General features: G+C 68.5%; 22 protein-coding genes. 11 read left to right on the top strand and 11 right to left on the bottom strand.

The annotated features are described in order from the left end of the window. Positions 1–57: 57 nt before the first annotated feature. The 4 genes from ABZ552_RS04035 to ABZ552_RS04050 form a co-directional block, all read right to left on the bottom strand. Positions 58–699, bottom strand: a complete 642-nt coding sequence (locus ABZ552_RS04035; RefSeq protein WP_281876852.1) for a pyridoxamine 5'-phosphate oxidase family protein — start codon at positions 697–699, stop codon at positions 58–60. Between the two features lie 149 nt (positions 700–848). Then, positions 849–1,283: a hypothetical protein gene (locus tag ABZ552_RS04040; RefSeq protein WP_281876853.1), complete on the bottom strand. Its 435-nt coding sequence runs from the start codon at positions 1,281–1,283 to the stop codon at positions 849–851. A 352-nt stretch (positions 1,284–1,635) separates the two neighbouring features. After that, a complete protein-coding gene (locus ABZ552_RS04045; protein ID WP_357435475.1) occupies positions 1,636–3,408 on the bottom strand; it encodes an FAD-dependent oxidoreductase in 1,773 nt (590 codons plus the stop codon). Positions 3,409–3,642: 234 nt separating this feature from the next. Beyond that, positions 3,643–4,593 carry an EamA family transporter gene (locus ABZ552_RS04050; protein ID WP_281919201.1) on the bottom strand — a complete coding sequence of 317 codons (951 nt, stop codon included), beginning with the start codon at positions 4,591–4,593 and terminating at the stop codon, positions 3,643–3,645. Between the two features lie 105 nt (positions 4,594–4,698). Here ABZ552_RS04050 and ABZ552_RS04055 point away from each other — a divergent pair, with 105 nt between their 5' ends. Then, a complete protein-coding gene (locus ABZ552_RS04055; RefSeq protein WP_357435569.1) occupies positions 4,699–5,634 on the top strand; it encodes a LysR family transcriptional regulator in 936 nt (311 codons plus the stop codon). A gap of 31 nt (positions 5,635–5,665) precedes the next feature. Here ABZ552_RS04055 and ABZ552_RS04060 read toward each other — a convergent pair whose 3' ends face one another. Then, positions 5,666–7,294, bottom strand: a complete 1,629-nt coding sequence (locus tag ABZ552_RS04060) for a MinD/ParA family protein (protein WP_357435477.1) — start codon at positions 7,292–7,294, stop codon at positions 5,666–5,668. 262 nt (positions 7,295–7,556) lie between these two features. Then, positions 7,557–9,350 carry a 2-isopropylmalate synthase gene (leuA, locus tag ABZ552_RS04065; RefSeq protein ID WP_281876858.1) on the bottom strand — a complete coding sequence of 598 codons (1,794 nt, stop codon included), beginning with the start codon at positions 9,348–9,350 and terminating at the stop codon, positions 7,557–7,559. Positions 9,351–9,590: 240 nt separating this feature from the next. On the opposite strand from leuA, the gene ABZ552_RS04070 reads away from it, so the two are divergent. The 5 genes from ABZ552_RS04070 to ABZ552_RS04090 all read left to right on the top strand — a co-directional run bounded on the left by ABZ552_RS04070 (position 9,591) and on the right by ABZ552_RS04090 (position 14,917). Next, on the top strand, positions 9,591–10,358 hold the full coding sequence (locus tag ABZ552_RS04070) for a sulfite exporter TauE/SafE family protein (protein ID WP_281876859.1): 768 nt from the start codon (positions 9,591–9,593) through the stop codon (positions 10,356–10,358). A 23-nt stretch (positions 10,359–10,381) separates the two neighbouring features. After that, the gene (locus ABZ552_RS04075) at positions 10,382–10,540 is read left to right on the top strand and encodes a DUF1272 domain-containing protein (RefSeq protein ID WP_357435480.1); all 159 of its coding nucleotides are present in this window, start codon (positions 10,382–10,384) and stop codon (positions 10,538–10,540) included. Positions 10,541–10,610: 70 nt separating this feature from the next. Further along, complete coding sequence (locus tag ABZ552_RS04080) at positions 10,611–12,221, top strand: alpha/beta hydrolase (protein ID WP_357435481.1); 1,611 nt, start codon at positions 10,611–10,613, stop codon at positions 12,219–12,221. Positions 12,222–12,297: 76 nt separating this feature from the next. Beyond that, positions 12,298–13,917 (top strand): GMC oxidoreductase, encoded by a 1,620-nt coding sequence (locus tag ABZ552_RS04085; protein ID WP_357435483.1) that lies wholly within the window; start codon positions 12,298–12,300, stop codon positions 13,915–13,917. A 226-nt stretch (positions 13,918–14,143) separates the two neighbouring features. Next, positions 14,144–14,917: an ion transporter gene (locus ABZ552_RS04090; protein ID WP_281881269.1), complete on the top strand. Its 774-nt coding sequence runs from the start codon at positions 14,144–14,146 to the stop codon at positions 14,915–14,917. Here ABZ552_RS04090 and ABZ552_RS04095 read toward each other — a convergent pair. Then, a complete protein-coding gene (locus tag ABZ552_RS04095) occupies positions 14,895–16,106 on the bottom strand; it encodes a low temperature requirement protein A (protein ID WP_281919197.1) in 1,212 nt (403 codons plus the stop codon). The genes ABZ552_RS04090 and ABZ552_RS04095 overlap by 23 nt on opposite strands. A gap of 85 nt (positions 16,107–16,191) precedes the next feature. After that, complete coding sequence (locus ABZ552_RS04100) at positions 16,192–16,650, bottom strand: SRPBCC family protein (protein WP_281876864.1); 459 nt, start codon at positions 16,648–16,650, stop codon at positions 16,192–16,194. A gap of 252 nt (positions 16,651–16,902) precedes the next feature. Between ABZ552_RS04100 and ABZ552_RS04105 the strand changes: the two genes are divergently transcribed. Then, positions 16,903–17,250, top strand: coding sequence for a sporulation protein (locus ABZ552_RS04105; RefSeq protein ID WP_281876865.1), 348 nt, complete (start codon positions 16,903–16,905; stop codon positions 17,248–17,250). A gap of 84 nt (positions 17,251–17,334) precedes the next feature. On the opposite strand, the gene ABZ552_RS04110 is transcribed toward ABZ552_RS04105, so the two are convergent. Beyond that, positions 17,335–17,526: a DUF1918 domain-containing protein gene (locus tag ABZ552_RS04110; RefSeq protein ID WP_039794508.1), complete on the bottom strand. Its 192-nt coding sequence runs from the start codon at positions 17,524–17,526 to the stop codon at positions 17,335–17,337. Positions 17,527–17,729: 203 nt separating this feature from the next. Between ABZ552_RS04110 and ABZ552_RS04115 the strand changes: the two genes are divergently transcribed. Beyond that, entirely contained in the window at positions 17,730–18,305 is a 576-nt protein-coding gene (locus ABZ552_RS04115; RefSeq protein ID WP_281876866.1) for a dihydrofolate reductase family protein, read from the top strand. Positions 18,306–18,352: 47 nt separating this feature from the next. On the opposite strand, the gene ABZ552_RS04120 is transcribed toward ABZ552_RS04115, so the two are convergent. Continuing rightward, positions 18,353–18,766 (bottom strand): secondary thiamine-phosphate synthase enzyme YjbQ, encoded by a 414-nt coding sequence (locus tag ABZ552_RS04120; RefSeq protein WP_357435486.1) that lies wholly within the window; start codon positions 18,764–18,766, stop codon positions 18,353–18,355. Positions 18,767–18,929: 163 nt separating this feature from the next. Here ABZ552_RS04120 and ABZ552_RS04125 point away from each other — a divergent pair, with 163 nt between their 5' ends. Together ABZ552_RS04125 and ABZ552_RS04130 are read left to right on the top strand one after the other, a co-directional pair. Further along, a complete protein-coding gene (locus tag ABZ552_RS04125) occupies positions 18,930–20,195 on the top strand; it encodes an aspartate kinase (protein WP_159844434.1) in 1,266 nt (421 codons plus the stop codon). Positions 20,196–20,198: 3 nt separating this feature from the next. After that, the gene (locus ABZ552_RS04130; RefSeq protein WP_281876868.1) at positions 20,199–21,233 is read left to right on the top strand and encodes an aspartate-semialdehyde dehydrogenase; all 1,035 of its coding nucleotides are present in this window, start codon (positions 20,199–20,201) and stop codon (positions 21,231–21,233) included. A gap of 125 nt (positions 21,234–21,358) precedes the next feature. Here ABZ552_RS04130 and ABZ552_RS04135 read toward each other — a convergent pair whose 3' ends face one another. Further along, positions 21,359–21,922 (bottom strand): helix-turn-helix domain-containing protein, encoded by a 564-nt coding sequence (locus ABZ552_RS04135; protein WP_357435488.1) that lies wholly within the window; start codon positions 21,920–21,922, stop codon positions 21,359–21,361. Between the two features lie 84 nt (positions 21,923–22,006). Between ABZ552_RS04135 and ABZ552_RS04140 the strand changes: the two genes are divergently transcribed. Beyond that, positions 22,007–22,429: an SgcJ/EcaC family oxidoreductase gene (locus ABZ552_RS04140; protein ID WP_281876871.1), complete on the top strand. Its 423-nt coding sequence runs from the start codon at positions 22,007–22,009 to the stop codon at positions 22,427–22,429. Positions 22,430–22,467 lie beyond the last annotated feature (38 nt).

A 22,467-nucleotide genomic window follows, 5' to 3' on the forward strand; every position in this document is an offset into this window, starting at 1 on the left:
TCTATGTTCGCGCCGCGATGGCGGCGCGTCGCGGTCGGGTGGCGTGGGCCACGCGGCTCACCCCTGGTAGAGCTTGGCCGCGTAGTTCTCCGGCGCGTAGTAGCGCTCGAGTTCCTCCACCGTCTCGGTGACGTTCGTCTGCACCTCTTTGACCAGGCGGGCAGCGCTCGGCAAGGTGTCCTCCGGCCACTGGTCGGGCTCCCAGAGGTGACTGCGCATGAACGCCTTGGCGCAGTGGAAGAAGATCTGGTCGATGTCCACCTCGACGGCGAGGATCGGGCGATGCCCGCGCACCACCATGTCGTCGAAGTACGGCGCGTCGCGCACCAGCCGGGCGCGGCCGTTGATCCGCAGTGTCTCGCGGCGGCCCGGGATCACGAACAACAGGCCGACGTGCGGATTGGCCAGGATGTTGAGGTAGCCGTCGGCGCGCCGGTTACCGGGGCGCTCCGGGATGGCGAGGGTGGTGTCGTCGAGCACCCGCACGAAACCCGCCGGATCACCCTTCGGGGAGGCGTCGCAGTTGCCGTGCGCGTCGCTGGTGCTCATCACCAGGAACGGTGAGGTCGCGATCCACTCCCGGTCCCGGGCGTGCAGCGCGGGGCGCTCCTTGGTGGCGACGCGGGGCGCCACCTCGCCGAGCAACGCTCGCAGATCCGCCGGGTCGGTGATCTCATCGGAGGCGGTGCTCTCGCGCATAGTTCGATTCAAGCACCGTTCGCCGGGGATAGCGATCGAATTCTGTTCTGGCGATGGGAGATCGGTCACATGCGTTCAGACAGGGGCGTCGAACAGGTGGTCCTGTTCGTCGCTCCGTTGCAGACCTCCGATGATGGCAGGAGTTTCGGTTACCTCGCGATGAAGTCCACGGCCGTTTCCACATTTCCCGGCTGCATTCCAGCATCGGTCAGCACTTTGAAATCACATCGACTACGCAGCTTGTACCATCTTCCTCGATCGATCTTGACGCTCGAATGGAGGAGGTAGTCGCGCGGAATGTTCGGATGATCGTCGGAGTAGCCAGCTATACCGCCTATGGTTGTACGGCAATTCATGTCGCCGTACACAACGCTCTGAGTCGCAGGCAGTAGCTTCAACGACCATGCGAACATGTTCGAACTGTAGCTCACCTGGCCCGTGAATTTTGCGATGTTGTTCTGGTATTCGCGATATGCGGAACTCGCTGTGAACTCTAGGTCGGCTGGATTGGGTTCCGCAGCGGCTGAGTTCGGCATGCATAGAACTGCAATAGCGACGAATGTGGCCGCGAGCAGATATTTCATTATCCCCCCCAGGAATGGCGTAATTTACAACCAGTCTATTCTTACCGCGCGTAGAGTATGGGTGTCTTGTTGGGCGAATTCATACTCGACCTCGACGTTGTCGCCTATCGAGATGGCGTCGAAATCCCGCCCGCGTAACGAGTCCAACCCGAACCAGATGTGATCTCCAGTGGCCGACTCGACGATCCCTGTCGCGCGTTTGCTGTTCCATCGCCAGATTTTCCCCCGCGTTATCAATTCCCCCTCTTCCCCGCGCATAGGCAGAGACTATCGCCTCGATGATGGCGGCGCAACAAATATCGGAGCCCCGTGTCGATAGACCTCTCACCGGTCGGCGTCTACTGATCGCGATTCAGGCCGGGACGTCGAACATATTCGGCTGCCCGGCCGCGTAGCGGTCGGCGTCGGCCTGGCGCAGCGGTTCCAGCTCGGGCGCGCGGTACAGGGTGTACATCCGGCAGCGCTCCGCGTTCGAGCCGGCTACGTCCAGCAGTGCGTTCACCGCGGCGCGCGCGGACTCGTTGGCGCCCTCCATGGTGGCCAGATCGACGTTCGTGCGCACGTAATCGCCCGCCAGGAAGAGGTTCTCCAGCGCGCCGTGCGCCTGCGGGCGGTAGTCCCACGACCCCGCGGTGTTGATCAGCAGCGGGTCGGCGTTGGCGTTGCGCCGCCGGCCCTCCTGCCAGGTGATGCCCGGGTCGAGGAACCAGGAGTGCAGGTCGGCGTCACCCAGCACCTCGCCGCGATCGTCCAGGTGCGCCCGGATCTGCGCCCACGCTTCGCGTGCGATCTCCTCGTGGGTGCACTCCTTGGCCGGCTTGCCGAACAGGATGCCCGGGGTGTTCCAGTCGGAGATGTCCACCGACAGGCAGTCCTGCACACCGCCGTCGCCGAACTCGGGCAGCTTGCGCCGCCACAACTGGTTCTGGCTGATCGAAGTGAGCGACCACGGCGCGTCGATATAGGCGGTATGGCCGCGTGAGATGTCGGCCTGCCTGCGCAGATAGAACTGAATGCCGTTCATCCAGTCGGTGACGAGGTGGTCCATCCCCGCCAATTCGGGCTGGACGTCGAGCACCTGCGGCGACCACAGGGCACGCGCCCGTTCGGCGGGCAGCGCGACGACGAAATAGTCCGCCTCGACGGTGCGCTGCGCGCCGGTCTCGTCCACCACGCGCGCCGCGACGATCCTGCGGTCGCGCACCTCCAGTTCGCGCACTTCGGCGCCCAGCACGAAGTCCGCCCCGAGTTCGCGGATCCGCCGCAACCACGGCTCGATCCAGACCGCGTTGGTGGGGCCGTTCAGCACGCGGTCCAGGCCGCCGTCGTTGCCGATCCCCATCGGGTTGCCGAGGAACTGCTCGCCCATCGTGCCGATGGTGCGCACGCTCGCCACGTTCTCCTTCGCGGCGACCATGATGCTGGTCAGCGTGCGCGAGAGCAGGGCGCGGAACTCATGCGAGCGCGCGTGACCGCCGACGAACTCGTGCCAGGAGGTGCGCTCCCACTGGCCGAGGCGGCGGGCGTCGCAGCTGGTGTTGAAGACCAGCAGGCGCTCGGCGAAGTAGATCCCCTCGTTCGGGGGCATCTTCAGCGCGGTGGACAGCGCCGCGCCGAGCGTCTCGCGGAAACTGGCTGCGGAGAATTCGGCGCGGGAGCGCGGACCGAGCGGAACGCGGAAGTCGTCGCCGCCGCGCCGGGCGAAGCGCGCTTCCGGCACCGCGACCAGGTTGTCCCATACGCCGTTCGCATTGCCGGGGAACGGGATTCGGCGCATGGTGTCCGGCACGTGCTGGTAGAAGCCGGGGAAGAAGCGGAAGCCGTGTTCGCCGGGCAGGTCCGGTCGTCCTCCCGTTCCGGTGCCGGGCACGCCGACGCTGCGCGCTTTGCCGCCCCACGCGCGCTTTTCGTAGACGGTGACCTGGAATCCGCGTTCCGCGAGCTCGTGCGCGGCGGTGAGACCGGCGACACCGCCGCCCAGTACCGCGACCCGTCTTCCGCCGGGATTCGCCGCGGCCCGCGTCGGTCGCAACGCACCTGCCGTCAGCGCCCCCGCTGCCACCCCCGCCGCGACCGTGTTACGAAGCAGTGCTCTTCGCGATACGGTCCATCGATTTTCTGCCATGCGCCGCTCTGCCGCCTAGAACCGGGACCAACTTCCACGCCGGGCACTACTGTAAGGCGGCAATTCGGGGATCTCGCACCCACCCCGCAAAGCCATCGGGGCGTCGTGCGGAATCCGTGCGGGCGAGCACACGCGCGGGCGAGCGCTTCGGCGTCCGGTCGGTCGGCCCCATCTGGTTGCGCAGAGCGGCATCCTCGCCGTCGGCGGTGGCCGGATCCGGGCATGACCGCCTGGTCAGGCCGGGCGGCCGGCGTCGGCCAGTGCGGGGGCGCTCGGTGTCCCGGTGCGAATGTCCGCCGTCACCGCACGTGGCCTGCTCGACGTGGCGGCGAACGCGCCCGCCAGCACCACGAGGCCACCGACCAGGGACATCGGGGTCGGTGTCTCGTCGAGGACGGCCCAGGCGGCGGCGATTCCGACGACCGGAACGAGCAACGAGAACGGGGCGACCGATCCCGCGGGATAGCGTCCGAGCAGATAGGTCCACAGTCCCGTGCCGACCACGGTGGCAAGGACGGCGATATAGGCGAGGGCCAGCAGTGCGGGCAAACCCTCGGTTGTGAACGACTCGGCCAAGGCGCGAGCGCCCGTCGTCGGCCCCTCGGCGACCACGGACAACGCGAACAGCGGCACCGGCGGAATAGCGGTGGTCCACAGCATCAGGTGCAGCGGATTGACGCCGGGAGTCTCGGTGCCGGCCAGCCGCGCGCCGATGTTGCCGAACGCCCAGCCGAGGCCGCCCGCCAGGGTCAGCAGCACCGGCAACAGGGCGGCGTGGGCCAGCCGGTCCCATCCGATCACCGCCATGCCCGCCACCGCGACGGCAAGGCCCCCGACCTGGACCGGACGCATCCGCTCACCCAGCAGCAGCGTGCCGAGCAGCACGGTGAACGGCGCGGAGGACTGCAACACCAGCGAGGCGAGCCCGGTCGGCATGCCCACCCGCATCGCGGTGAACAGGAACGCGAACTGCAAGATGCCGAAACCGGTGCCGTACAGCAGGATCCAGCGCATCCGTACCGCAGGACGCGGGACGAACAGCAGCGCGGGCACCGCGAGCACCGCGAATCGCAGCGCCGCGAAGAAGAACGGGGGGAAGTGGTCGAGCCCGATCCGGATGGCAAGGAAGTTCAAGCCCCAGAGCAGGACGACGGTGAGGCCGAGCAGGCGGTCGCGGTTGGTCACGTCATTCATCGTGCGGCTTGCTAACCATCAGAACAATCGAATAATTGTGGATCAACAATGTAGATTTGCTTAATGGATTTCGTCCCCGTCGCCCCCGGCTCCCCGATGGCGTTGGAGCGGCTGCGCGTGCTGCGTGAACTGGCCGATCGCGGCACTGTGGCCGCCGTCGCCGCGGCGCTGTCGATGACGCCTTCCGCCGTCTCCCAGCAGCTCAAGGTGTTGGCCAGGGAGGCGGGCGTGGCCCTGCTGGAACCGGACGGCAGGCGGGTCCGGCTCACCGACGCGGGACGCGCCTTGGTGGTGCGCGCCGACGAAGTGCTCGCCGCCATGGATCGCGCGGTCGCCGAGATGGCGCACTATCGCGGCTCGCCGCGCGGGCGGGTCCGCGTCGCGGTGTTCCCCTCGGGCGGCGCGCTATTGCTGCCGCATGTGCTGCCGGGCATGGTGGACAGCGGAGTCGACGTGGTCGCACGGGACGAGGACGTGCCTCCGTCGGAAGTGGCGCGACTACTCGCCGATTACGATGTGGTCCTCACTCATCGCGACGAGCGCGCCGCGCCGATCACCGACCCGCGCGTCGCCACCCGGGTGCTCATGCGGGAGCCTATCGACGTCGTCGCGGCGCCGACGCACCGGCTGGCCGGCCGCTCGGCCGTCGCCCCGGAGGAATTGGCCGACGAGACCTGGCTGAGCGTGCGGGGCGGTTTTCCCGTCGACGACGTGCTGCGCTCGATCGCCACCGTGACCGGCGTGCAGCCGCGGATAGCCCAGCGCCTCAACGATTTCCGCGTCATCGAGACGTTGGTCGCCACCGGCTACGGCGTCGCGCTCATGCCGCGTTACGCGGTGGCCCACCCAGACCTGGCGGTGCTGCGGTTGTCCGGCGTGCGGGCCGCCCGGATGTACGAGCTGGCCACCCGGCCCCGCCCCGATGCCCGTCCGGCGATAGCGGCCGTGCTCACGGCGTTCGAATCCGCCGCGGCGCTGGTGGCAGCCGATTCCGGGACGGCGCACGGAAAGGGCACCGCCGCACGGGCATAACTCCGGACGGCGGTACCGAATCGAGGACCGATCAGAATCCCGGCGGCGGCTGATGCCGGTAGGGATGCTGAGCCTGCGAGCTGACGTAGCCGAAGTCGTCGGCGACCATGGCCGCCAGTTCGAGCAGCGCCCGCCGCGTCGGCTTGCTCACCAGTTCCAGATCGATCTCCGCGCCCTCGGCGAGGTGGTCGTCGAACGGCACCACCTGCACCGCGCGGGTGCGATCGAGAAACAGTTTGCGCAGCTGGTCGAGGTCGACGGTGGACGCGCCGCGCCGGGAAGCGTTCACCACCACGACCGTTCGCTCCACGAGCTTGCCGTAGCCGTGGTGGTCGAGCCAGTCCAGCGTGGCCGAGGCGCTGCGTGCGCCGTCGATCGCGGGCGAGGTGACCAGCACCAGTGAGCTGGCCATATCCAGCACGCCCGCCATCGCGGAGTGCATCAGGCCGGTGCCGCAGTCGGTCAGGATGATGTTGTAGAACGACTGCAGGATGCCGATCGCCTTGCGGTAGTCCGCTTCGCTGAACGCCTCGGAGACCGCCGGGTCCTGCTCACTGGCAAGCACTTCCAAGCGGCTCGGCGCCTGCGAGGTGTGCGCCCGCACGTCGGAGTACCTGGTGATGTGCTGATCCTCGAGCAGGTTGCGCACCGTGGAGCGGGTCTGCCGCGGCACCCGGTGGGCGAGCGTGCCGAGGTCGGGATTGGCATCGATCGCGATGACCCGGTCGCCGCGCTGCGAGGCGAAGGTGGAGCCGAGACCGACCGTGGTGGTGGTCTTCCCGACGCCGCCCTTGAGCGAGAGGATCGCGATCCGGTAATCCCCGCGCACCGGCTGGTTCACCCGGTCGACGAGGTCCTGGTAGACGATGTCGGCCGCCGACTCGCCCGGGTTGATCATGCCGCCGGACGCCTTGTGCACCGCACGGCGCCAACCGCTGCGCGGCGCCCTGCGAGCCCGCCGGAGCAGATTCAGGTCGTTGACCGAATGCCCCGGCTGGCCGGGCTGCGGCACATGCTGCGGTTGGAACGGCGGCGCGGACTGATGCGGCGGACCGCCCTGCCAGCTCGGCACCTGCGGTTGCCCGATCGGCGGCGGAGGCGGCGGTTGGTAAGGGGGAGGCGGAGGCTGATGGGTCACCGGCGGGGGTGGCGGCGCCCAGCTGTAGATGGGTCCGCTGGGCTGATCAGGTTGCGGCGCAGCGGCTTCGGACTGCGCGGAATCCACGGGCACTCGCCGGACCAAGCCGTCGCCGCCGATCTCCTGGCGGTACTCCCCGTAACCGGGATGGGGTCCGTCCGGCGGTGTGGCTATGGGATGGCTACCGCTGTGACTCGACGGCGGCTGAAATGCGCCGGTAGGGAACGGCTCACCCGGAAAAGGCGAGGGCGGGGGATACGCACCCGGACTCGGCGGGGCGTACGAGCCGTAGGGCTCGGCCGGTCCGGCCTGCGGGGGCGCCCAAGCCTGTGCCGGTGCGGCGGCTTGGGGGTAGGCCGTGGTCTGCTCCGACGAACCTTGCGGCTCCGGCTGTTCGGGCTGTGCGTCGGGCTGGGCAGGCCCATCCGTCACGTCGGTTTCCTTCGCTTCCGCGCCGCCGATCGGCTCGGCCGACGGGTCGATGGCCGCTGACTCCGCGTCGCTGACTTCGGCCGTATCCACGGAATGACTCTGCAGCCAGGGCGGAGAGGTCGGATTGTGGTCGTTAGTTGTCACGGTTCCCCCATCTGCTCGGGAGTTCGAGCAGAGAGCTCGGCGCTTGGAGTGCGAATCCCACGCTAGCACGGGGTTCGCTACGCCGTGTCGCGGTAGGCATGCCGCACCTGGGAGCGGTACGCCGCCACAACCCGTCTGCCCCAGCGAGATCGGGCGCCGCGCGGTGGAACCGTCGCGACGCCCGATCGAATCCTGCCGGAATGCCCGGTCAGTGCGCCCGGTTCACCGCCGACACCACCGCGCGCAGCGACGCGGTCGTGATCGAGGTGGCGATGCCGACGCCCCACACCACTCGGTCGCCGATCGCGCACTCCACGTAGGCGGCGGCCTGCGCGTCGTCGCCCGCGGACATGGCGTGCTCGGAGTAGTCCAGCACCTCGACGTCGAAGCCGACCGCGGCGATCGCGTCGACGAACGCCGCGAGCGGGCCGTTGCCCTTGCCGGTGATCTCCTGCTCCACGCCGTCGACCTTCACCACCGCCACGATGGAGTCGACTCCGCCGTCGGTCTCCGACGCGGTGACCTTCTGGCGCATCCGCTCCAGCGGACGGATCGGGCTCAGGTACTCCTCGTGGAAGACGTCCCACATCTCCTTGGGCGTCACCTCGCCGCCCTCGCCGTCGGTGATCTTCTGGATCGCCTGGGAGAACTCGATCTGCAACCGCCGCGGCAACGCCAGTCCGTGGTCGGTCTTCATGATGTAGGCGACGCCGCCCTTGCCGGACTGCGAGTTGACCCGGATGACCGCCTCGTAGGTGCGACCGACGTCCTTCGGATCGATCGGCAGGTAGGGCACCTCCCAGACGATGTCGTCGACGTCCGCCCCGGCGGCGTCGGCCGCGGTCTTCATCGCGTCCAGGCCCTTGTTGATGGCGTCCTGGTGGCTGCCGGAGAACGCGGTGTAGACCAGGTCGCCGCCGTACGGGTGCCGCTCGTGCACCGGCAACTGGTTGCAGTACTCGACGGTGCGGCGGACCTCATCGATGTCGGAGAAGTTGATCTGCGGATCGATGCCGCGGGAGAACAGGTTCATCCCCAGCGTCACCAGGCAGACGTTGCCGGTGCGCTCGCCGTTGCCGAACAGACAGCCCTCGATGCGGTCGGCGCCGGCCTGGTAGCCCAGCTCCGCGGCGGCCACGGCGGTGCCGCGGTCGTTGTGCGGGTGCAATGACAGCACGATCGACTCCCGGCGAGCCAGGTTGCGGCTCATCCACTCGATCGAATCGGCGTAGACGTTCGGGGTGGCCATCTCCACGGTGGCGGGCAAGTTGATGATCAGCGGCTTCTCCGGCGTCGGGGCGATGATCGCCGACACCGCGTCGCACACGTCCTTGGCGTATTCCAGCTCGGTGCCGGTGTAGGACTCCGGGCTGTACTCGTAACGCCAGTTGGTGTCCGGGTAACGCTGCTCGATCTCCAGGCACAGCGCGGCGGCGTCGGTGGCGATCTTCTTCACCGCTTCGCGGTCGGCGCGGAACACCACCTTCCGCTGCAGGATGGAGGTCGAGTTGTAGAAGTGCACGATGACGTTCTGCGCGCCGGCACAAGCTTCGAATGTGCGTTCGATCAACTCCGGGCGGCACTGGGTCAGCACCTGGATGGTCACGTCGTCGGGGATCGCGCCGTCCTCGATGATCTCGCGGACGAAGTCGTAATCGGTCTGGCTCGCGGACGGGAAGCCGACCTCGATCTCCTTGTAACCCATCCGCACCAGCAGGTCGAACATGCGGCGCTTGCGAGCCGGGCTCATCGGATCGATCAGCGCTTGGTTGCCGTCGCGCAGGTCCACCGCGCACCAGCCGGGGGCCCGGTCGATGACTTTGTCCGGCCAGGTGCGGTCGGGCAGCGTGATCGGCTCGACCTCCTCGGCGAACGGCCGGTAACGGAAGGTCGGCATCGAGGAGTTCTTCTGCCTGTTCCAGCCGGGCTGGTCGGCGGGGGCGGGTTTGCTCGGCGCGGTGATCGTGCGCGCGCCGGATACGAATGCGTCAGCAGGGGACATGGGCGGTTCTCCCGAGGATGTCGTTTTTCCCAATGGGCTGGGTCGACCGGCGCGGCAATACCCCGCGACGGGAGCCGGTCCGATCAGACCCCGTCGCGGCGGTCGAGAAGAAGTGCCCGCTGCATGATGTCCGCGAGTTTACCGTGCCGCGAGTAGGCCGGAAAGGGAGGTCCCTTCGTCGGGTCATCCGACGACAACGCTACCGTTCGGTCCGGCAGTGGACACGTCGAAGGATTCGCTATGACCTGGCTGGAGCAACTGGCCGTCTTCGGTGCGGGCATCGCGGCGGGCGGCATCAACACGATCGTCGGCTCCGGCACGCTCATCACCTTCCCCGTTCTCCTCGCGTTCGGCCTCCCGCCGGTGACGGCGAATGTGTCCAACACCATCGGCCTGGTCCCGGGCTCGATCAGCGGCGTGCACGGGTATCGCCGCGAACTCGCGGGCCAGCGCGACCGGCTGCTCCGCCTGGGCACGGCGTCGCTGCTCGGCGGCATCACCGGGGCGGTGCTGCTGCTCGTGTTGCCCGCCGGTGCGTTCAAGGCGATCGTGCCGGTGTTGATTCTCGTGGCCTTGGTGCTGGTCGTCGTGCAGCCGAGGCTGGCGAGCTGGGTCAAACGCCGCCGGGAGAACGACGGCGCCCCGGCGCCCGCGCACGGCGGACCCATCCTGTTCGCCGCGGTGTACGCCGCCGGCGTCTACGGCGGGTACTTCGGCGCCGCGCAAGGCGTGCTGCTGATCGGGTTGCTCGGCGTTTTCGTGCACGACGACATCCAGCGCCTCAATGGGGCGAAGAACGCGCTCGCCCTGATCGTGAACGCGGTGTCCGCGGTGATCTTCATCGTCGTGGCGGACGTGGACTGGCGCGCCGTCGTGCTGATCGCGCTCGGCTCGATCATCGGCGGGCAGCTCGGCGCACGGTTGGGCAGGCGGATGCCGCCCACCCTGTTGCGCGCGGTCATCGTCGTTGTCGGCCTGATCGCGGTGATCCGCTTGGTGACGTCCTAGATAGCCGGCGAGTGGCCCTGGAGATGCGCATGAGGCGCGAGCGCTGTGGCGCCGCCGACGGCCCGGCTCGGATCCGCGGCCACGAGTGCGCCTTCCGCGCTCGGTGCGACGCCGAGTCGCGCGGCGTCTGCCCGAACCGCGGCGGGGAATCGACGGCGCGCCCGCACCGGGTGCCGGGGTAGTGCTGCGGGCGATCTCAGGGTCGGATGTCAATCCTCAGGGTGACGACGGCGGCCCCGCGCGGGCCGCAGGATGAGTGCCGTGCCCAGCTGGAAGATCGTCATCGCCGTTGCGTTGCTGCCCGTGCTGAGCGGCTGCGGCGGACCGCCGAGCCGACACGAGTCCGCGGTCGCGGAGCTGGTCGCACAGGCCGACGCCGCGCCGACACCGCGGCTGGACTGGGCCCCGTGCGCGGACCCGGGGCTGAGCCGATTCCAGTGCGCCACCGCGCAGGTCCCCGTGGACTACGCGCGCCCCGACGGGCCGACCCTCGGGCTGGCGGTGGTGCGTCAGCAGGCCACCGACGCGCAACGGAGAATCGGCACCCTCTTCTCCGCCGTCGGTGGTCCCGGCGGGTCGGGACTGCGCTGGGCGGCGGAGGGAGAACTGCTCGGCGGCGAACTGGCACGCCGCTTCGACGTGATCACCTTCGACCAGCGCGGCGTCGGCCGCAGCGGGCAGGTGCGGTGCTTCGCGGACACCGAGCAGCAGCGCCGGTTCTGGTCCGGCACGTGGCTGGCACCGGCGAATCCTGAACAGGAGCGCGCGGCCGACGCGGCGAGTCGCGAGCTCGCCGCGGGTTGCGCGGCGCACGGCGGCGCGCTGCTCGGACACCTGACTACCGTCGACGCGGCGCGCGACCTGGACCTGCTGCGCCGAGCTGTCGGCGATGCGCAGCTCACCTACGAAGGCGGTTCCTACGCGAGCTACCTGGGTCAGGTGTACGGCGCGCTGTTCGGCGACCGGGTGCGCGCGTTGCATTTGGCGTCGATGATCGACCCGGACGCGTACACCAACGACACGCGAAGCGCCGTCGCGGACACCGCGGCGGGCACCGAGGAGGTACTCGGTGAATTCCTGCGGCTGTGCGCGGACGCCGGCCCGGAACGCTGCGCCTTCGCGGCGCGGAGCGACGCCGTCCTGGGCGCAGGCGCGGGCGAACCCGCCCGCCCCGCCGATCTCCGCGCGCGCAATGACGCTGTGCTGCAACGTCTTCGCGAGGCGCCCCTGGTGGTGGGGTCCGGGGACCGGACGCGGACGGCCACCTACGCCGAGGTGCTGTCGTCGCATGCGCTGTTGCTGTACGACCCCGAACGGGGCTGGCCCGCCCTGGCCCAACTGCTGGCCGAACTGGAGCGCGGACCGGCGGGCAACCCTGACGCGGTGGGTGAGATCTTCTCGGCCACCGCGCAACCGGACGACTTTCTCGACTCCTATACAGCGATCTCCTGTGCCGACAACGCCTTTCCACGCGATCCCGGTCAATGGGCCGCCATGGCAAAGGATCTCGCGGGCATCAGCCCCACTTACGGCGCGTTCTGGTTGGCGCTGCACCAACCGTGCGCCTTCTGGCCCGCACCGCCCGAGGGGTATGCGCAGCGGTACACCGGGCCGTGGATCCTGCGGTCGGATACCCCGGCTCTGTTGGTGAACAACCGATTCGACCCGGTCACCCCGCTCGGCGCCGCGCGCCGGGCGCAGCAGGAACTGGTGAACGCCCGGCTGGTCGTCGTCGAGGACGGGTACGGGCACACCCCGCTCGGTGAATGCACCCGGAAGCTGCGCGAGCGTTATCTCGTCGACCTGCAGCTACCGGCCCCCGGGGCGACGTGCCGCCTCGACGAGCTGCCGTTCGGTCGATAGCGAAAACGGATATCTGTTCACAAATCGGGAATACCGGTAATCTGCGCACGCTAAGCCTGATGATGGAAGGTGACCGGTGCGTAGACGTGCCTTGTTCAAGGCGGCGGGCACGGCCGCCCTGCTCGGTGCTGCGGGGACGATGGCGGGGACGAGTGTGGCGTCCGCCGACCCGATGTGGGAGGCCCTGTTCCGCGCTTGGGTGCCGGAGATCTTCGCCCCCATTCCCGACCCGCCGGAGCATTCGCCCGCGATCGTCGTCGGCTCCGGCTTCGGCGCCGCGGTGTCCGCATTGCGCTTGGCGGAAGCCGGAATCCCCACCACCGTGCTGGAACGCGGCTCCCGCTGGCCGAACGACCCGTGGCGGGAGATCTTCACCGGCGACGACCTGCCCGACGGCCGCGGCTTCTGGCACCGCACGCATTTCACCGGCGTCACCAAGGTGCCCATGCGTTTCGCCAGTTTCGGCGGCGTGCTGGACTGCACCGAATATCCGGGCATCGACGTCTGGCGCGCGGCCGCGGTCGGCGGCGGCTCGGTGATCTTCAGCGGAACCATGATCGCCCCGCAGCGCCGCTTCTTCGATCACGTCTTCGGCGGCACCGTCGACTACGGCGAGATGGAGCGCGTCTACTACCCGCGCGTGCGGGAGATGCTGCGGTTGAGCCCGATGCCCGCGGACATCTACAACTCCTCGCCGTTCGCGCACTCGCGCGCCTGGGACGATCAGGTGCGCAAAGCCGGCTACGAGCCCCAGGCGAACGACTCGATCTTCAACTGGGACATCCTGCGCGCCGAACTCGCGGGCGCCAGCAGGGCTTCCGCCACGGCGGCCCGCAGCAATCTGGGCAACTCGAACGGCGCCAAGTTCGACCTGAACCAGAATTACCTGGCGTACGCGCAGGGCACCGGCCGGTGCGGGATCTTCCCCGGTCACCGGGTCGAGGCCATCGCGCAGGAATCCGGCGGCCGCTACGCGGTCGCCGTGACGAAGCTTTCGCCGACCGGTGACGCGCTGGCCACCCGCACCCTCACCTGTGATCGGCTCTTCCTCGGCGCGGGGTCGATCGGCACCTCTGAACTGCTGGTCCGGGCGCAGGCCACCGGTGCGCTGCCGAACCTGAACGAACACGTCGGCGACGGCTGGGGCACCAACGGCGACGTGGTGCTCGCCCGCGGCGCCAGCGCGCTGGCCGGTCACGGCCAAGGCGTGCCGAGCGCGAGCCGGATCTTCCACGAGTCCGACGTGCCGCTGACCCTGGAGAGCTGGTACATCCCGGGCATCCCGTTCGAGACCGGCGCGCTCGCCTCGCTCGGCATGGTGCTCGACCCGACCCGCACCCGGTTCGGCTACGACCGGGCGACCAACCAGGTCGGGCTTACCTGGTCGGTCAAGAACCGGGATGACACGGTGGCGGCGGCCCGCGCGGTCGACCACCGGATCGCCGAACGAGCGGACGCGCTGGTCGAGTACGGCGCCCTCGGCTACGACGCGAACGCGCTGTTCACCGCGCATCCGCTGGGTGGAGCGGTGCTGGGGCGGGCGACCGACGGCTACGGCCGGGTGCACGGTCACCCCGGCCTCTACGTGATGGACGGCGCGGCGATACCGGGCAGCACCGGAACGGTGAATCCCTCGCTGACCATCGCCGCGCTGGCCGAACGCAATATCGAGGCGATCGTTCGCGGCGGTCGCTGAGCACGCCCGCGCCGGACGGAGCGTTCGTCCGTCCGGTGCGGTTCCGGGGGTATCGCCAACTGTGCCGAGCGTGCTTTCCGCGTACTAATGTCGGCGGCACCGTTCGGCGTCGAAGGGATCCGCAGTGTCCGCTCCCACTCCCCACTCGGGCATCGAGAATTCCGCCGTCGAGCGCTACGGCCTGCGGGAAACGCCGGAGCAACAGGATTATCCGCGCAAGCCGCCGATGCTGTGGACCGATTTCGTGATGCTGGCGCTGGCCGTCGTCTCTGTTGCGCTGGTCGCGTGGATCACCTTCTTCCCGGTGTCCGGGCACACCTATCACGTGGTCGTGGTCGTCGACTGGACGTTGTGCGGAGTGTTCGCGGTCGAGTTCCTGTGGCGCTGGCGCCGCGCGGGCTGGCCGTGGACGTTCCCGTTCGTCTACTGGTACGAGGTCCTCGGCATGATCCCGGTGACCAGCCCGTTCTTCCGCGGTTTCCGGTTACTGCGGATCGTGGTGATCGGCGTCCGGCTCGCCCGGGTGGCCGATCGCGTATTCGGCGACCGGGTGACGGCCGCGGTGGTGAACCGGTTCGTGGCGACCATCGTGGACACCATCCGCCGCCCGATGACCATCGCGGTGATGGACGAGGTGGCGGAGGTGCTGCGCACCGGGCACTACACCCGCAACATCGCGGCCGCCCTGGAGGAGAACCGCGCCGAGCTGGACGAGATGATCCTGGAGCTGATCAAGAAGGACCCGCAGGCGGGCCGGGTGCGCTACATCCCGTTCCACGACGAGATCATCCGGCTGATCGCCGACACCACGTTCCGCATCGTGTTCCAGGTGCTGGAGGATCCGCGCACCGACGAGCTCGTCGCCGACGTGCTGCGGGAGAACATCGATCAGATCCGCGACGCGGTCCGCGACGGCGTCCGGGTGCCGCCGTCGGCGTACGGGCCCACCGCCGACGAGGACTGCGTGCGGCATCGCATCACTCGGGAACCGCGTGCCTGATGGCGTCCCGCGGCTGCGCCAAACGCACGGTCTCCCAAGCGATCAGCGCGATCAAGACGCCGCACAGCAGGGCCAGCGAGGCGAGTGCGGGCAGGGCGCAGGCCACCGGGATCAGCGCCAGCAGCACCGCCACGGCGACCACGCGGGGCACCGTGACGGTGCGCGTGGCGTAGTGCTTGAACCCCACCAGGGCGATCAGATACAGCACGACGCCGCCGTAGAGGGCGTAGAGCGGAATCCCGTACAACGCGTCCTTCAGGGTGTGGTGGGAGGAGTCCCCGACGTAGTAGAGCACCTTCTTCAGCCCCAGCGACAGCGCGATGATCCCGACGATCATCGGGAAATGCCAGAACGTGTAGCAAGCCTGCGCGATCTTGATCTGCCGCTTGCCCTCGGCGTGGACGAGTTCGTGCTCCACCGCCAGGGCGGCGACGTCGAAATACGCCCACCACAGCAGGCCGGAAATGGCGAGGCCGAGCAGCGAGCCGAGCGCGATCGGCCAGGAGATCGGCAGGCCGGCCACCCCGATCCCGATCGAGACGATCGACTCACCGAGCGCGACGATGATGATCAGCCCGTATCGCTCGACGAAATGGGTGGCCGAGTTCAATCGCCAATCCGTGCCCGCGAACAGCGTCCAGAGATAGTCGCCCGCGATCGCCGCGATCCACAGCGCGATCTGCACCCGACCGGTGGTCAGCGCGGCGACCACCAGCAGCGAGGTGCCGAGGGTGATCGAACCGAGCGCCCAGCGCAGCAGCTGGCCGCGCAATTGCGGATCCTCGGAACTGGCCAGCCAGAACATCCCCAGGTGCACCAATCGCACGATCAGGTAGGCGATGGCGAACACCAGCGGGCCGAACCATCCGCCCGGTCCGTCCTCGAATGCCTCCGGGATGGTCAGCGCGGCGAGGAAAGCGCCGCCCATGGCGGCGAACATCCCCACCCGCGCGATGCCTTCGTCGGCGCGGACCACGTTGCCCAGCCACGAATAGGCGATCCACAACCACCACATCACCGCGAGCACCAGCAGCGCGCGCAGCATGTTCTTGGCGCTGGTTTCCCCTGCCGCCAAGCCGGCGACCATGGTGAACGCGAAGACGAGCACCAGGTCGAAGAACAGCTCGAGCTGGGTCACCGACGCGCCCTCGGCCATCGGCTGGAACCGCACCCGTTTGGAACCGATCATGCGCCCATCGTCGCACCCCGATCGATACCGCGCCGGTTCGCTGCTTCGCCCGGCGGCCGATTTCGCGCAGAGCGCAGCCGTCCGGCTATACGGGTTGATAGGTCTCCGTTTCGGGGAACCGCTCGGCGAAATCTATGAAGCACTCCACGACCACCTCGTTGGCCTTGCGGAAAGTGCGTTTGAGCAGAAATCCGGGAACCGGGAGGGGCAGATAGAGCTCGACGTGGTACCAGACGTGCGTGCCGTCGACGCTGTCGGACACCTCGAAGAACCCGCCGCCCCGCACGCCCCTGGTGCTGTCGGCGACGGTCCAGGAAGATCGGTCGTCGGTCCAATCGTATTCCAGCACTTGCAAATCCGAACTGCCGAGCAGCTCCGCCTTGAGGAACACCCGTCGCGGCCTGCGCCGTGCGTCGCGGGTCGCGACCCGGACGTCGCTGTAGGAGGACGACCATTCCGGAAGCGATTCGACGTCCGTCAGAGCGTCCATGACCTGATCGGGATCGGTATCGACGAAGAATCGGATATCCGTTTTGGTGCGCATGGCATACCTCCGACCCCCGGATGGACAAGTCGGCCGATTGTCTCCGCGTTTTGTCCGATTCGTCAACCTGACTGTGCCAGACCATATCTCGGTTACCCGGACAACGTGCCGTTATCTGCTCGAGATCGGCGATCGGCAACCGCGGGAACAACTTCCGTCCGGAAGGATGGGCTCGGCCGCGGTCCGCGCGCCTACCATCGGATCCGAATGGGCGCCGGTATCCGGCGCCGTCGGTACGGGCGGGAGGATGTCATGAAATACGCTGAACTGCTGGCGCAGGCGCGGGACGCGATCACGGTGCGCCGGGTGTACGGCGACCCGTACGAATCCGGGGGAGCGATTGTCATTCCCGCCGCCTCGGTCGGGGGCGGCGGTGGCGGAGGTGGTGGTGCCGGGAACGGCGCCGACGGGGAGGGCTCCGGTGAAGGCGTGGCGTTCGGCGTAGGCGCCAAGCCGGTCGGCGCTTACGTGCTTCGCGACGGTCGGCTGACCTGGCACCCGGCCGTGGACGTCAACGCGATCATCGAGACGGCGGGCAAGGTGCTGATCGCGGGAATCCTGGCCTTCGCGCTGACCCGCTGCATCGAGCGACGCGCCTGACCGGCGCGGTGGACGGAGTTCTTCATCGGCGCGCGCCGGGCCGAGCGGAGGCGAGGCCGTCCAGCGCCCGGCCCGGCGCGACGTTCATTCCGACGTAGCGGGCTCGACGATCGCGTCGGGCCCTGGATACACCAGCGACTCGTGACCGTCGGAGAAGCGCACCACGTAGGGCGGCGTCCCGTCCGGTCCGCGGACCTCGATGATCTCGGCCAGGTGATCCACTTCTCCCACCACGTGTCCGTGCACGCAGAGTCGATCTCCTACATGTGCGATCATCGCCCCATTATCGAACGTCAGTGGTGCGCGTCACAACCGCTTCGGAACGTGTGCGGCATCCGTGTCGCCCATCCGCGCTGGTCGGACTCCCGCTCCGGCATCGGCACGATCCTGTTGCCGTTCCGATTCGCGCGCCTTGACACCACTCCGAATGTAGTACTACGTTCAAACCGCTACAGTTGGAGTGAATTGATTGGGGCGGTATGCGGAAGCTTGTCTATTTCGTCGGCGTTTCCCTCGACGGCTATATCGCCGGGCCGAATGGGGAGATCGACTTCTATCCCGTGGCCGAGGACATGGCGGATTGGCTGCGCTCGGAGTACCCCGAGACGCTGCCCACGCACGCACGGCCGCACTTCGGCCTCGCTGTGGACGCGCCCAATCAGAAGTTCGACACGCTGATCATGGGCCGCGGCACCTACGAACCGGCCCTGGCCATCGGTGTGACCAGCCCGTACGCCCACATGAAGCAGTACGTGGCATCCCGCACGCTCGGTCATATCGATGACCCCACGGTCGAATTGGTCGAACACGATCCGGTGGAACTGGTCCGCGAACTGAAGCGGCGGGACGGCTTGGACATCTGGCTCGCGGGCGGCGGCAAGTTCGCGGCCGCGCTGCTGGAGGAGATCGATGAACTCGTGATCAAGAGCTATCCGGTCGTGGCGGGAGCCGGGGTGGCGAGCTTCACGGGTGACTTCCGCCCGACGTTGTTCCAGCCGACCGAGCGCCTGGCCTTCGGCAACGGCGTACAGGTCAGCTGGTTCACCCGGGCCTGACCGGCACGGCCGGTCTTCGGGGGAAGGTCACCCCGGCACGGCCCGGCTCAGCCCGCGTCGGTGAGGAAGGACAGCCGCACCTGGCGGTCCGGGTTGTCGACATTGAGATCGACCAGCGCGATCGACTGCCAGGTGCCCAGGGCGAGCTCCCCGCCGAGCACCGGGACGGTCGCGTACGGCGCGATCAGGGCGGGCATGACGTGCGAGCGCCCGTGCCCGCGCGAGCCGTGCGCGTGCCGCCACCGGTCGTCGGCGGGGAGCAGATCGCGCAGCGCGGCCAGCAGATCGTCGTCGCTGCGCGCACCGAGTTCCATGATCGCGATGCCCGCGGTGGCGTGCGGCACGAAGACGTGCAGCAGCCCGTCGCCGCCCGCCGAGCGCACGAAGGCCGCGCACTGCGGCGTGATGTCCTGTACCACCTCGGTGTGGCCGGTCTGCACCTCGAGCAGCGTGCTCTTCATGCGCACATCGTCCCTCATGCGCGCGGGGCCGCGCCGGGTGATCGGGATGTGATGCTGTTGTGGGTTTTTCCACAAGCCGGGTAGGTAGCGGCAAAACCGCTGGCCCCGGCCGGTACCCTGAATGACTGTTACCAGTTTGTTGTCGATCTTGGAGGACCCTGTCGTGGCTCTCGTGGTTCAGAAGTACGGAGGATCCTCGGTAGCGACCGCCGAGCGTATCCGGCGCGTCGCTGAACGGATCGTGGAGACCAAGAAGCAGGGCCACGATGTGGTGGTCGTCTGCTCCGCCATGGGTGACACCACCGACGAGCTGCTGGACCTCGCGCAGCAGGTGGCCCCGTCGCCGCCCGCCCGCGAGATGGACATGCTGCTCACCTCGGGGGAGCGCATCTCCAACGCGCTGGTCGCCATGGCCATCCACTCCCTCGGCGCGGAGGCCCGCTCGTTCACCGGCTCGCAGGCGGGTGTGATCACCACCGGCGCGCACGGCAACGCGAAGATCATCGACGTGACCCCCGGTCGCGTCCGCGACGCGCTCGACGAGGGCCTCGTCGTGCTGGTCGCCGGTTTCCAGGGCGTGAGCCAGGACAGCAGGGACGTCACCACGCTGGGCCGCGGCGGCTCGGACACCACCGCCGTCGCGCTGGCGGCCGCGCTACAGGCCGACGTCTGCGAGATCTACACCGACGTGGACGGCGTCTTCACCGCCGACCCGCGGATCGTGCCCGACGCGCAGCGGCTCGAGCAGGTCTCCTACGAGGAGATGCTAGAGCTGGCGGCCTGCGGGGCCAAGGTGCTGATGCTGCGCTGCGTCGAATACGCCCGCCGCTACAACGTGCCCGTGCATGTGCGCTCGTCCTACACCGACAAGCAGGGCACCTACGTTTACGGATCGATGGAGGACATCCCCTTGGAGCAAGCAATCCTCACCGGCGTCGCGCACGACCGCAGCGAGGCCAAGGTGACCGTGGTCGGGCTGCCGGACGAGCCGGGCTACGCCGCCAAGGTGTTCCGTGCCGTCGCCGACGCCGAGATCAACATCGACATGGTCCTGCAGAACATCTCGAAGATCGAGACCGGCAAGACCGACATCACCTTCACGCTGCCGAAGTCCGAGGGCGCCCGCGCGGTCGAGATGCTCACCAAGCGCCAGTCCGACATCGGCTTCTCGCAGGTGCTCTACGACGACCACATCGGCAAGGTCTCGCTCGTGGGCGCGGGCATGAAGAGCCACCCGGGCGTCACCGCCACCTTCTGTGAGGCGCTGGCCAAGGCGGGCGTGAACATCGATCTCATCTCCACCTCCGAGATCCGGATCTCCGTGCTGGTCAAGGACACCGAGCTGGACGAGGCGGTCAAGGTGCTGCACAAGGCGTTCGACCTGGGTGGCGACGAGGTCGCGGTGGTTCACGCGGGAACGGGGCGATAGATCATGGGAGTACGCGTAGGAGTCGTCGGCGCGACCGGGCAGGTCGGCGCCGTCATGCGCAAGCTGCTGGACGAGCGCAACTTCCCGGCCGACGAGGTGCGATTCTTCGCCTCCGCCCGGTCGGCGGGCAAGACACTGCCCTGGCGCGGTCGCGAGATCGTCGTCGAGGACACCGAGACCGCGGATCCGTCCGGCTTGGACATCGCGTTGTTCTCGGCGGGCGCCACCATGTCGCGGGTGCAGGCGCCGCGCTTCGCCGCGGCGGGTGTCACGGTGATCGACAATTCCTCGGCGTGGCGCAAGGACCCCGAAGTCCCGCTGGTGGTCAGCGAGGTCAACCCGGAGCAGACCCGCAACCTGGTCAAGGGCATCATCGCCAACCCGAACTGCACCACGATGGCGGCCATGCCGGTGCTCAAGCCGCTGCACGACATCGCCGGTCTGCGCCGCCTGATCGTGTCCAGCTACCAGGCGGTCTCCGGTAGCGGCCTGGCCGGCGTGGAAGAGCTGGCGAGCCAGGCCCGCGCGGTGATCGGCGAAGCCGAGCAGCTCACGCACGACGGCCGCGCCGTCGACTTCCCCGCGCCGAACAAGTACGTCGCGCCGATCGCGTTCAACGTGCTTCCCCTGGCCGGTTCGCTGGTCGACGACGGCTCCGGCGAGACGGACGAGGACCAGAAGCTGCGCAACGAGAGCCGCAAGATCCTCGGCATCCCGGATCTGGCCGTGAGCGGCACCTGTGTGCGCGTGCCGGTCTTCACCGGTCACTCGCTCTCGGTGAACGCCGAGTTCGCCGAGCCGCTCTCGGTGGAGCACGCCAAGGAGATCCTGGCCAAGGCCCCCGGCGTGAAGCTGGTCGACGTGCCCACTCCGCTCGCCGCGGCGGGCATCGACGATTCGCTCGTCGGCCGCATCCGCCAGGACCCGGGTGTGCCGGACGGGCGCGGGCTCGCGCTGTTCATCTCCGGCGACAATCTGCGAAAAGGCGCCGCACTCAACACCATCCAGATCGCCGAGGTGCTGATCGGCCACCGCTGAGTCGTTTCTCGATCGAACGGGCCGTGGGGTTTTCCGCGGCCCGTTCGTCGTTTCCCGCATCCGCGTTACTGTGTTGCCCTGGTTGCCGACCGGGCCGCCGCTGATGGCGGGCACTTTGGAACGGATCAGCGGGCACGCAGTCCGTCGAAGACGATGGCGAAGGTGCGCTCGCGCTGTTCGGGAGTGGCGGCGGTGCCGTGGGTGGCCAGGAAGGCGCCCTTGATGACACGCATCAGGTCCTCGACCTCGATGTCGGTGCGCACGCCACCCGCCTGCTGCGCGCGGGTGAGCAGCGTGCCGATGGCCGCGTTGAGCTCGTGCACCGGCCGAAGATACTCCGGCGCGTCCGGGCCGCCCACGGCGTCGGCGAGATCGCGCTTGACGCTGCCCTCCGCCACGAGCCGGGCCAGGAAATCGAAGAACGCGGTCACCGGTTGCGCGGCGTCGGCCAGTTCCCTCGCCAGCGCGATGATGCGGTCCACCCGATCCACGATCGCCGCCTCGAACAGCGCTTCTTTGGTGGGAAAGTGCCGGTAGACGGTACCCGCGCCGACACCGGCCCGCCGGGCGATCTCGTCCAGCGGCACCGCGAGCCCTTCCGCGGCGAACGCTTCCTGCGCGGCTGCCAGGACCCGCTCGCGGTTGCGGCGGGCGTCGGCGCGCAGCGGTCGGCGCTCGGCTTCGGTCACGGGGACCGAGTCTACTGTTGACAAGCGGGGCGTACGTTCCGGATCATAAGCGGGTCTTGCGTTCCGCTTAATGGGAGGTATGTGATGGCTGCTGGTTCGTCCGTGCGAGATCCGCGCGAATTGGTCGAGCGGTTGTTCGGCGGCTTGCCCGCGCGCGACGCCGACGCGTTCGTCGCGCTGCTCGCCCCTGACGCGATCTTCGAAATCCCTTTCACGGTTCCCGGGTTCCCGACCCGCTTGGAAGGCCGGGAGGCCATCCGTGAGCATCTGGCACAGCGCTGGTCGGGACTTTCCGGAATCGAAGTGCACGCGATTCATCCCCAGGTCTACGAAACCGATGATCCCGAAGTGCTGCTCGTGGAGAACGAAGTCGACATGACCGTCCCCGGATCCGGCCGCGCCCGAGTGCGCACTTCCGTCAACGTCGTCCACGTGCGCGACGGCCGAGTGGTGCTGTTCCGCGACTATATGGACACCGCCCGCTTCGCCCGCCTGGCCGCGGGCTGAGTGCCGAAAAGGTCTCGCTCGTCGCCGGGCGCGGCTGT

This window comes from Nocardia sp. NPDC019219, from assembly GCF_040632645.1.
Taxonomy (GTDB): domain Bacteria; phylum Actinomycetota; class Actinomycetes; order Mycobacteriales; family Mycobacteriaceae; genus Nocardia; species Nocardia sputorum.